The organism is Brevundimonas sp. CURTG3B2_SDJG, assembly GCF_057364705.1.
On sequence record NZ_JBNFOJ010000098.1, the window covers coordinates 1 to 9,976 of the forward strand.

Here is a 9,976-nt window from a genome sequence, read left to right on the forward strand (position 1 = left end):
CTGTGGCGGGGCGAAAGCGATGACCGAGGGGCGCCCTCCGGCCCCCTGGCCGCGCTTGGCGGCGCGTGTCGTGGGGCTTTCCCCGAGCGCCCAGGGCGTCTGCCCCGGCCGAGGTGCGCGATCGAGGGCGGACGGGGACCGGTCCGTCTGGCGACGCCGGATCGGGGGGCACGCCTTCTCCAGCGTCCTGTCGCGGCCCCGACCCGGCGGACGGGTCCATGAGCGGTTTGGGCCGCTGAGCATGGAGCTGACCCTGACGCCCGAGGATGGCCGGCTGGTCTATCGGGTCGAGGGCTGGCGGCTGGGGCCGATCCCCCTGCCGAGGGCCCTGAGGCCGTCCACCCGGGCGCACGAGGCGGTGGATGCGGAAGGGCGGTTCGTCTTCGACGTCGAGATCGTCGCGCCGTTGCTGGGGCGGCTAGCGCGGTATCGGGGGTGGCTAGAGCGGACGGAATAGGCGCGGTCAGTATTCCGTCATCCCGGGCGTTCGAAGAGCGAACCCGGGACCCAGGTGCGCGCCGTCGACGCCGGACGCGGGTTGGATATCGAGCCGCTCTCCTGGGGCCCGGGGTCTTCGCTGCGCTCAGCCCCGGGATGACGGGGAAATGGAAGGGTTCGCTCTTCGAGCGGCCCTGCGATGACGGAGATCAGCCCGCCGGCGCGACCGTCGCGCGGCCGATCAGTTCGCGGGCCTGGGCGATCGCGGCCTCGGTGGTCAGCGTGCCCGCCTGGACCTCTTCGGCCCAGTCCATCAGCGGCTTGCCGGTGACGGCGCCGCGGTTGGCTTCTTCCTCCAGGTAGAGGCCGCCCGAGCGGACGATCGCTTGGTCCCAGGCGGCGCGGACGCCGGCCCAGTAGTCCTGGGTCGCGGTCCAGTAGTCGTCGCCCGGCTTGGGATCGTAGTTGGTGACCGCCCGGTAGGTGTTGATCACATCCTCCTGGACGATGGCGACCGGATCGCCGCCGTCGCCCTCCGCCTGGCCCATCTTGACGTTGTCCTGGATATGCACCCAGCCGGCCGGCGTCAGGGCGTGGCGGTTGGTTCCCAGGTAGCGGTCGTAGATCGGGTCGCGGACCGCGTCCCGGCGGGCCAGCGGACGCCAGGTCGGAGCGCTGGACCACTCCGAGACGCCGTGGTCGTAGTCCCAGCGGCCGACGCCGCCGTAGCGCGGAGAATCGTCGGTCTGCCAGACCGTCTGGGACCAGGCCCCGCGGCGCTGGTCCGCCGAGACCGGCGTCAGGGTCCAACGGTTCGGGCCGGCGTAGGTCAGGACGGTCTCGGGCTCGTAGACCCAGTCCTGGCGCCAGTGCTTGATGACGAAGTGGTTCCCCGCGTCGTCGCCCATCACCAGGATGTGCTGCAGGCTGATGCGCGTCCCGTCGTCGTAGACGACGCGGACGATCTCGTCGCCGGCCGACAGCTTCTCCTCCAGCGGCTCGTAGCCCTCGCGGAAGCTGACGTTCTCGCGCATGTCGAAGCGGACACGCCATTGGCCGGCCTGGGCCAGGATCGACTGGCGATCCCGCTCGAACTGGCTGGCCTGGGCCTGGGCCTGGGCCGCGGCCGGCGCGGTCTGGGCCAAGGCGGGAGCGACGACCGCCAGGGCGGCGGCCAGGACGGCGGTGGTCAGCAGGGCGCGGCGCATGGCGGCCTCCTTCTAATGCGAGTCAGTCGCGTTATCGTCTGGCCGGTTCAGTACCGCAAGGCCAGCGAGACGCCGAAGTTGCGGCCCGGCTGGGTGTAGGCGTCCTTGACCGCCGAACTGTTGGCCACGCCGCGCACGTCGCTCCACCAGCTGTAGGTCTCGTCGAAGACGTTGAAGACGCCGGCGCGGGCCGTGACCTGCTCGTTGATCGTCCAATAGGCGGTCAGGTCCAGCAGGGCGACGTCGTCGCCGGTGTAGCAGCCGGCGGTGGCCGTCGGGGCCGGGCTGTAGCAGGCCAGGCCGGTGGTCGTACCGTTGCTCTTGGCTTGCGACCAGGTGGCGATCGCCTGGGCGCCGAACCGGCCCGCGGGATCGTCATAGCCGAGGCCGAACACGACCTTGAGCGGATCGATGCTGGCCAGGGCGGTGGTGCGGCCGTTGCTGGTCGACTGTCCCTCGGCGTAGCCGATGGCGAGGCGGGCGTTGACGCCGTTCTCCCAGAAGGCGTCGGCCTTGGCTTCGACCCCCTCGATCTCGACGTCGGTGAAGTTGACGAACTGGAAGACCGCCGGGTTGCCGGGGGTGAAGTCGCCGCCGACCTGCTGCTGGCTGATGAAGTCCTCGTAGTCGGACTGGAAGACGACCAGCTGGCCGGCGACGCGAGCGCCGAACAGGGGCACGTCGCGGACGCGCAGGCCGATCTCGACGCTCTGGCTGGTCTCGGGCCGCAGGTCCGGGTTCGGCACGGAGGTATAGCCCGAGGCGATGTTGCTGAAGCCGTTGTTGACCTGGCTGGGCGTGGGGGCCTTGAAGCCCTCGGCCCAGTTGGCGAACACGCCGAACTGGTCCGTGCCCCACCAGACGACGCCCAGCTTGGGCGAGATGTGGTCGTCCTGCTGATCCGCGCGGGCGCCGACGTAGAGCGGGTCGCTGGCCGTCGACAGCTCGTAGGAGTCCCAGCGCAGGGCGGGGATGATCTTCAGGGCGCCGTCCAGCAGGCTGATCTCGTCCTGCAGGAAGGCGCCGGCCAGGACGTAGTCGGTCCGCGGGAAGGGGCTGGTCGGGAAGGTCTCGCCGAACGGCGGGACCGTGCCGTCGCGGATGCCTTCCTGGGTGGTCTCGGACCAGTCGCCGCCGAAGGTGAGGCGGTGCATGCCCAGGGTCTTCACGCCGTAGGCGGCGACGCCGAAGACCTCGTTGTTGAACCAGTTGTCGCGGATGCGGTCGGTCCCGACGCGGTCCTCGAAGGTGTACTGCCGGGTGGTGGCGTCCTGCTGGAAGACCGAGACCTGGGCGTTGTCCAGGCCCAGGGCGTCGTCGATCCGCCAGTCCAGCCCGAAGCGCTCGCGCTCGGTGGTGTCGGCGGCGACGAGGTTCAGTACGGCCGTGGCGGCCGCCGGCGGAGCGCTGACGAAGCGGCTCGTCCGGCCGCTCAGCACCTGGGCGTCCATGTCCATCTGATAGCGATCGTAGGTGAAGCGCAGGCTGTGGCCGGGGGCGACGTCCCACACCAGCTTGGCCAGCCAGGCGTCGGAGCTGATCTCCTGCGGATTGGCGATGGTGCGCAGGCCGTAGTTGAAGCCGGGCGCGGTCACGGGCGGCGTGCCGATGGTGACGGGGACGGTCTCCTCGCCGGTGACCGTGCCCTGGGTCTCGGTCTCGGCGGCGTCGCGGCCGGTCCAGGCCAGCATGGCCGAGACGGCGCGCGGCGGCCGGCGACGATCGCGGACTTTGGTCAGCCCCTCGTCGGCGGAGTTGTAGCCGACCCGGGCGCGGAAGCTGAAGGTCTCGCCCGGGCGGATCAGGTCGGCCGGGTCCCGGGTGGTGAAGCTGACGGCGCCGGCGACGCCGTCCGAGCCGTACAGGGCCGAGGCCGGGCCGCGCAGGATCTCCACCGACTTCATCAGGTCCAGGTCGGCGTAGCCGCCCCGGCCGACGCTCTGGGCGCCGAAGACGAAGCCGTCGGGGATGCGGGTCCCGTCCACGACCATCAGGACGCGGTCGCCGCCCAGGCCGCGGATGGTGAAGCCCTCGTTGCCGGCCCGGCCCGAGGTTCCGAGCGCGGCGCCGAAGCGGGCCGGCTGGCTGACGACGCTGACGCCGGGCTCGAAGCGGACCAGGTCCTTGATGTCGGTGGCCAGCATCGCCTCGATGTCGCGGTCGGTGAAGACGGTGACGGTGGCGGGGGCCTCGTCGACGCGGGTCTCGGTGCGGGTCGCCAGGACCGTTACGGCCGGAAGCTGGGTCGGGTCCTCGGCCGTCGGCGCGGCGGCCAGGGTGATCGGCGTCTGAGCCAGGGCGGCGGGCGCGGCGGCGACGGCTAGGGCGGCGAGCCCGGAAGAGAGGAGGAGAGTGCGCATGAACGGCCCCGCTTGGATAAGGTGGCGGGCAATTACTGCGAACGACTATCATAATCAACCGCAATGAGGACGCGGGTATTGCGATGGCGCGGATCGGCCGCACGCGGAGCACTCAATCCGCTCATCCCGGCGAAGGCCGGGATCCAGATCGCGAAACACTGGCCGCGGGCTTGAGCTTCCCCGCCCGGCTATCGAAGGCTGGTTAGGTCATCTGGGTCCCGGCCTTCGCCGGGATGAGCGGATGAGGGGGAGGGCCTGGCGAACGCTCGGCTTGGTCCTACGCCCGCTTGCGGACGAAGACCGTTCCGGCGGAATAGCCGGCGCCGAAGCTGCAGATCAGGCCGGTGTCGCCGGGCGCGAAGCCGTCCTGGTGCAGGTGGAAGGCGATGATGGAGCCGGCGGACGAGGTGTTGGCGTACTCGTCCAGGATGATGACGTTCTCGTGCGGCTCGGGCTCGCGGCCCAGCACCTTGCGACCGATGAACTGGTTCATGTTGATGTTGGCCTGATGCAGCCACAGGCGCTTCAGGCCCGTGGGATCCAGGCCCAGGTCGGCGGCGTGGTCGACGATCATGTCCGAGACCATCGGCACCACGTCCTTGAACACTTTTCGTCCTTGCTGGACGAAAAGTTTGTCGGTTTGGCCTACCGCTTCGCTACTTGAGGCCGAGCGGCCCGACAGCGCTTCGGTCGTTTCGGCAGGCCGATTCAGGAAGCCGAAATTGTTGCGGATGTTGTTGGAGAAGGTGGTCTTCAGCCGCGTGCCCAGGATCTCCCAGCCGCCCGGCGGGGCCTGGTCCTCGGCCTCGACGATGACGGCGGTGGCGACGTCGCCGAAGATGAAGTGGCTGTCGCGGTCCTTGAAGTTCAGGTGGGCCGAGCAGATCTCGGGATTGACCATCAGCACCGCCTTGACCGAGCCCGAGGCGATGAAGTCGGCGGCGGTCTTGATGCCGAAGGTGGCCGAGGAGCAGGCCACGTTCATGTCGAAGGCGAAACCGTCGATCCCCAGGGCCTGCTGCACCTCGATGGCCATGGCCGGGTAGGGGCGCTGCATGTTGGAGGCGGCGCAGAGGACCGCGCCGATCTCGGACGCCGGCTTGCCCCAGGCGGCGATCGCCTGCCGGGCGGCCTTCACGGCCATCTCGGCCAGGACGGACAGCTCGTCGTTGGAGCGTTCCGGAATGTTCGGCGCCATGCGCGCGGGATCGAGCACGCCGGCCTTGTCCAGCACGAAGCGGCTCTTGATGCCCGAGGCCTTCTCGATGAACTCCACCGACGAGGGGGTCAGCTCGGCGACGTCGCCCTCGGCGATCTCGGCGGCGTGGGTTTCGTTGAAGCGCGTGGCGTAGGCGTTGTACGCGGCCACCAACTCCTCGTTCGAGATCGACTGGTCGGGCGTGAACAGGCCCGTGGCGGCGATGACGGCTTTGGTCATACTCTTCTAAGAGCCCCTAACGCTCGTCCCCGCCTTCGCGGGGATGACGGTGCGGCGCCTCGCTGCTTGAGGGCGCCCGTTCTGTTTCTGGACTGACTAGATAGGCGCGTCAGGCGCTCGGGTCGAGACGGGCCAGCAGGCGTTCGGCGGCGGCCAGGTGCAGGCGCTCGACCATGCGGTAGCCCAGGCGGATGGCGCCCCTCCCTTGCGCGTCGGCGGCGGCGAAGGCGGCGACGATCTCGCGGGCGCGGGCGATCTCCTCCGGCGAGGGGGAGAAGGCCGCGTTGGCGGCGCCGATCTGGGCCGGGTGGATCAGGCTCTTGCCGTCGAAACCGAAGGCGCGGCCCTGACGGCATTCGGCCTGGAGCCGCTCTGAGTCCTCGGTGGCGTTGACCACGCCGTCGATGGCCAGAAGGCCGTGCCCCCGGGCCGCCGCGACGACCGCGGCCAGCCAGGGCTTCAGCGGATCGCGATCGGGGCCCAGCACCAGGTTCATCCGCTCGCCGAAGTCGTTGATTCCCAGCATCAGGGCCGCCAGGGGCGCGCCGGCGCCGGCGATCTGGTCCAGGCGAAGGACGGACAGGGGCGTCTCGATCATGACCCAGAGCGGAACCCCGTTCGGCAACCGAGCGGCCACGTCTCGGACCGCCTCGGCGCTCTCGATCTTGGGGGCGACCACGAAGGCGGGCGAAAGCCCGGCGAGAGCCGTCAGGTCGTCGGCGCCCCAGGGCGTGTCCAGGCCGTTGACTCGCACGCCGACGCGGGGGCGGAAGCCGCCCGCGGTCAGCGCCTGGACGCGGCGCGCCGGGCTTCGGCCTTGGCGTCGAGGGCGACGGCGTCCTCGAGGTCCAGGATGACGGCGTCGCAGTCCAGGCTCCGCGCCTTTTCGATGGCGCGAGGGTTGCTGGCGGGGAGATAGAGGACGCTGCGGGTGAGATCAGGCTTGTTCATTCCGCTCATCCCCGCGAAAGCGGGGACCCAGTTCTTTCCAACGAAGGTGCGTGGGCCAGCTCGATAGCCAAACGTTCCGCGCCTTTCGCCCAAAGCGCTGGGTCCCCGCTTTTCGCGGGGGATGAGCGGAACAGGGAAGGATCACACCCGGCCCGTGACCGGGACCAGGGCGCCGGTGATCGCGCGGCTCTCGGGCGAGGCGAGGAACAGCATGACGCGGGCCAGGTCGGAGGGCCGGACCCATTTCGCCGGGTCGGCGTCGGGCATGTCCTTGCGGTTCTGCTCGGTGTCCAGGATCGAGGGCAGGACGGCGTTGACGGTCACCGAGGTGGACTTGAGCTCCTCGGCCAGGCCTTCGGTCAGCCGGTGGACCCCGGACTTGGAGGCGGCGTAGGCGCCCATGCCGGCGGCGGCCTTGAGCCCGCCGTTGGCGCCGACGTTGACGATCCGCCCCTCGTCCGAGCGCTTGAGATGGGGCAGGGCGGCGCGGCTGGCGTTCAGCGCGGTCTTCAGGTTGAGGGCGAACATCCGGTCCCAGGCGGGCTGGGCGTCCTCGGTGGTCTGCCAGACGAAGCCGCCGGCGACGTTCAGCAGGGCGTCCAGGCGGCCGAAATGCGCCGCGGCCGCGTCGATCGCGGTCGCGGCCGAGGCGGGATCGGTCAGGTCCACGCCGCCCAGCTCCAGCACGCCGTCGGGCGTGGGCAGGCCCGAGGCATGGTCGATCACCGCGACCTTCAGCCCGTCGGCCAGGGCGGCCTCGACGACGGCGCGGCCCAGCACACCGTGGCCGCCGGTCACCACGATCACCCGATCAGACATGGGTCGCTCCATTCAGAAGAAAAACGGGTGCACATAGTGCAGAATCGAACCGGGGCCGCGACCGAAAATTTCGAGTGCGCATCGTGCACAATTCGTCGCCAAAGCCCGCCACGGCGAGATTTGAGGCCCGCTGAAAGTACACCCCGAGGCTCGCGTCCGCCGTCAGGCCGCGAACACCTTGCCGAGCAGCCGCTCAAGGGCCTCGGCGTCCGTCGTGTCGAAGGCGGCCTTCTCGACGGCGTCGACGTCGAAGACGGCGATCAGGTCGCCCGAGGCGCCCAGCACCGGGACCACGATCTCGCTGGCCGAACGGCTGTCGCAGGCGATGTGCCCGGGGAAGGCGTGAACGTCCTCGACGATCTGGGTCGTCCGGGTCGCGGCGGTCGCGCCGCAGACGCCCCGGCCGAAGGGGATGCGCAGGCAGCCCAGGGTGCCCTGGTAGGGGCCGACGACCAACTCTTGCGGACGGTCGGCGTCGACGACGTAGAAACCCGTCCAGAAGAAGGCCGGGAAGGCGTCGGCGAGCATGGAGGCGACGGTCGCCATGCGCGCGACGCGGTTCGGCTCGCCGTCCAGCACGGCCAGAATTTCGGCCTCGACCTCGGCGTAGCGGGCGGCCTTGTCGGCAGGGCGGTCGTCGCGGGCGACATAGGCCATAGGCGCGGGTCTCCTGAAGGGTCCGGCCGCATATAGGCGGTCGGCGCGGACGGCGCGAGGGCGGCGTTCTCGCCTGACAGGCGAATCGCAAGGGGCTGATTTCGGTGGAAAACCGGGCCATCGGACACAAAACGGCCGTGCTGCGGCAACGCTTTGTCGCAAAACAGCGTTAACCTTGACAGGACGTTAACTCGACCGGACTGTCGCGGTCGCGCAAAGGTTAACGGGCTGGGGCGGAATCGCCCGTTCAGGCGTGCGAGGGGACGGATGGCCGAGGGCGAAGGCAACCATGACGGACGCTCGCGCTTCGGCCGCTCCCGCGGACCTGTCGCGATCGCCGCCGTGGCGGGCGTCCTGGCCCTGGCGGCCTTCACCATAGCCTCATGCGGCGACCGCGGCGGGGTGCGCTTCTGGCAGGCGAACGACGCGCGCTCCAACAGCTGTCCGCGCCCGGCCTCCCTGACCGGCTCGGAGTTCAACGCCCAGGAGACGGGCTTGCGGGCGCTGCGCCGCGCCGCCTTCCAGAACGACTTCTTCGCCCAGCTGGAGCTGGGCGCGCGCTATTCGGCGGTCCGGGCGACCGACAAGAACATCGAGGACCCGATCGAGAGCGCCACCTGGTACGCCATGGCGCTGGCGAACGACGAGGGCTATGCGCCGATCAACCGGGTGAACACCGGCGGCTGGGGCGGTTGGCGGCCGCTGTCGCGCTACGACGACTGCCGCGCCTGGGAGCGTCACGCCGCCTACGAGAAGCTGGACCGCCTTCTGGCCGCGATGACCCGCGAGGAGCAGGAGGCCGTCCGCGATCGGGTGATCTACGTGCTGTCGACCCAGGACGCCGAAGGCTACCGCACCCTGGCCCGGCTGCACGACGGCCTGTACGGCCCGTTCGGCGAACCCGAGGACAACCGCCAGGCCCGCGAGGCCTGGGGACGGGGGCAGCCGCAGGGCGGCGGCGAGGGCGACCGCCGGCGCCCGGCGCGGCTATCCGGCGGCCACCAGCCTGTTCCAGCGCAACGACGTGGACGCCTATCTGTACAACTACCTGGCGGTGCAGACGGGGGACGTCGGCGCCTATGTGCTGATGCGCGACTTCGAGCGTTCGGCGCCCAGCCGCAGCCAGTACCAGCGCTTCGTCGAGGTGAAGGCGCGGCAATGGACTCCGCCCTTCGAATTCTATCCCAACACCGCGCCCCAGTCGGGCGTGCCCTTCTCGGACGAGAGCCGGCCGCGCGGCGACGCCTATGAATACGCCCTGTCGCGGATGGCGAGCGAGCTGCCGTTCATCCACGTCGGCCGGGCGCTGCGGTATCTGGGCGTGACCGAGACGGCGGCCCAGCGCCCGGAGGATCTGTCCAAGCGTCAGGTGGAGACGCTGGAGGCGATGCTGGGCCATCCGATGGAGGGCCGGCTGTCCTATCTGGAGCGGGTGCGCGCCATCCAGCTGGCGGCGGTGAACGGCTCGTCCGAGGCGCAGCTGGTGCTGGCGGTGATGTACGCCGAGGGCATCGGACTGCCCGCCGACTACGCCCGCGCCTTCAAATGGTTCGAGGAGGCGGCGCGGCAGGGCAGCCCCGAGGCCAAGTTCGCCATGTCCAGCTACTTCGCCCTGGGCGTCGCTGGAGTGGCGGACCAGGACAAGGCCCAGGCCGTGGCGCTTCGCATCGATTCCGCCCTGTCCGGCTTCGGCCCCTCGGCGGCCCGCCTGCAGGCGGTCCTGGCCCAGGTCTCGCGTTCGCAGCGCCGCTAAGGAGGGCGTGAACCCATGACGACCCGTACCCCCTTCGGCCTCGGCAAGCTCATCGGCGGCGCGGCCGTCATCGCCGCCTCGGTCGCGGTCTTCGCCCTGTCCGACGCGCCGGGCGCCAACGCCCAGGTGGCCGCCAAGGTGGAGAGCCAGACGCGGCCGAACTTCGGTGTGCTGCTGGACCCGCCGACGCGGACCTATCGACACCGGGGCGGCCAGCGGCGCTACGACTATCGCCGGCACCGCCCCGACTGGAGCCCCGGCTATCCGCCGCACCGCCGGCGGCGAGGAGGTGGTGGCTGGTCGACTGCGGCGGCAATCCGGGGACCGGGGGCGGGTCGAGGACGGCGGTGCG

Annotated in this window: 10 protein-coding genes and 1 pseudogene; 4 read left to right on the forward strand and 7 right to left on the reverse strand. The window is 70.4% G+C overall.

What is annotated here, in order from left to right; all coding sequences use genetic code 11:
• Nucleotides 1–457, forward strand: a 457-nt coding sequence (locus tag AC2W7C_RS08370; protein ID WP_486001026.1) for a DUF4166 domain-containing protein, incomplete at its 5' end; no start/stop codon positions are given.
• Nucleotides 458–647: 190 nt separating this feature from the next.
• Here the strand turns inward: AC2W7C_RS08370 and AC2W7C_RS08375 are convergent.
• The 7 genes from AC2W7C_RS08375 to AC2W7C_RS08405 form a co-directional block, all read right to left on the reverse strand.
• Entirely contained in the window at nt 648–1,646 is a 999-nt protein-coding gene (locus tag AC2W7C_RS08375) for a DUF6607 family protein (RefSeq protein WP_486001027.1), read from the reverse strand.
• A 47-nt stretch (nt 1,647–1,693) separates the two neighbouring features.
• On the reverse strand, nt 1,694–4,006 hold the full coding sequence (locus AC2W7C_RS08380) for a TonB-dependent hemoglobin/transferrin/lactoferrin family receptor (protein ID WP_486001028.1): 2,313 nt from the start codon (nt 4,004–4,006) through the stop codon (nt 1,694–1,696).
• A gap of 277 nt (nt 4,007–4,283) precedes the next feature.
• Nucleotides 4,284–5,444, reverse strand: coding sequence for a beta-ketoacyl-ACP synthase III (locus AC2W7C_RS08385; protein WP_486001029.1), 1,161 nt, complete (start codon nt 5,442–5,444; stop codon nt 4,284–4,286).
• Nucleotides 5,445–5,553: 109 nt separating this feature from the next.
• Complete coding sequence (locus AC2W7C_RS08390; protein ID WP_486001030.1) at nt 5,554–6,198, reverse strand: HpcH/HpaI aldolase/citrate lyase family protein; 645 nt, start codon at nt 6,196–6,198, stop codon at nt 5,554–5,556.
• Nucleotides 6,199–6,227: 29 nt separating this feature from the next.
• Entirely contained in the window at nt 6,228–6,395 is a 168-nt protein-coding gene (locus AC2W7C_RS08395) for an aldolase/citrate lyase family protein (RefSeq protein WP_486001031.1), read from the reverse strand.
• A gap of 141 nt (nt 6,396–6,536) precedes the next feature.
• Nucleotides 6,537–7,214, reverse strand: a complete 678-nt coding sequence (locus AC2W7C_RS08400; protein ID WP_486001032.1) for an SDR family NAD(P)-dependent oxidoreductase — start codon at nt 7,212–7,214, stop codon at nt 6,537–6,539.
• Nucleotides 7,215–7,376: 162 nt separating this feature from the next.
• Nucleotides 7,377–7,871 (reverse strand): GAF domain-containing protein, encoded by a 495-nt coding sequence (locus AC2W7C_RS08405; RefSeq protein ID WP_486001033.1) that lies wholly within the window; start codon nt 7,869–7,871, stop codon nt 7,377–7,379.
• 267 nt (nt 7,872–8,138) lie between these two features.
• Between AC2W7C_RS08405 and AC2W7C_RS08410 the strand changes: the two genes are divergently transcribed.
• The 3 genes and pseudogenes from AC2W7C_RS08410 to AC2W7C_RS08420 all read left to right on the forward strand — a co-directional run.
• A complete protein-coding gene (locus AC2W7C_RS08410) occupies nt 8,139–9,122 on the forward strand; it encodes a hypothetical protein (RefSeq protein WP_486001034.1) in 984 nt (327 codons plus the stop codon).
• On the forward strand, nt 9,079–9,624 hold the full coding sequence (locus AC2W7C_RS08415; RefSeq protein WP_486001035.1) for a tetratricopeptide repeat protein: 546 nt from the start codon (nt 9,079–9,081) through the stop codon (nt 9,622–9,624). Before AC2W7C_RS08410 ends, AC2W7C_RS08415 begins: the two co-directional genes overlap by 44 nt.
• Nucleotides 9,625–9,639: 15 nt before the next feature.
• Nucleotides 9,640–9,976 (forward strand): annotated as a pseudogene (locus AC2W7C_RS08420) (hypothetical protein); the annotation flags it as partial.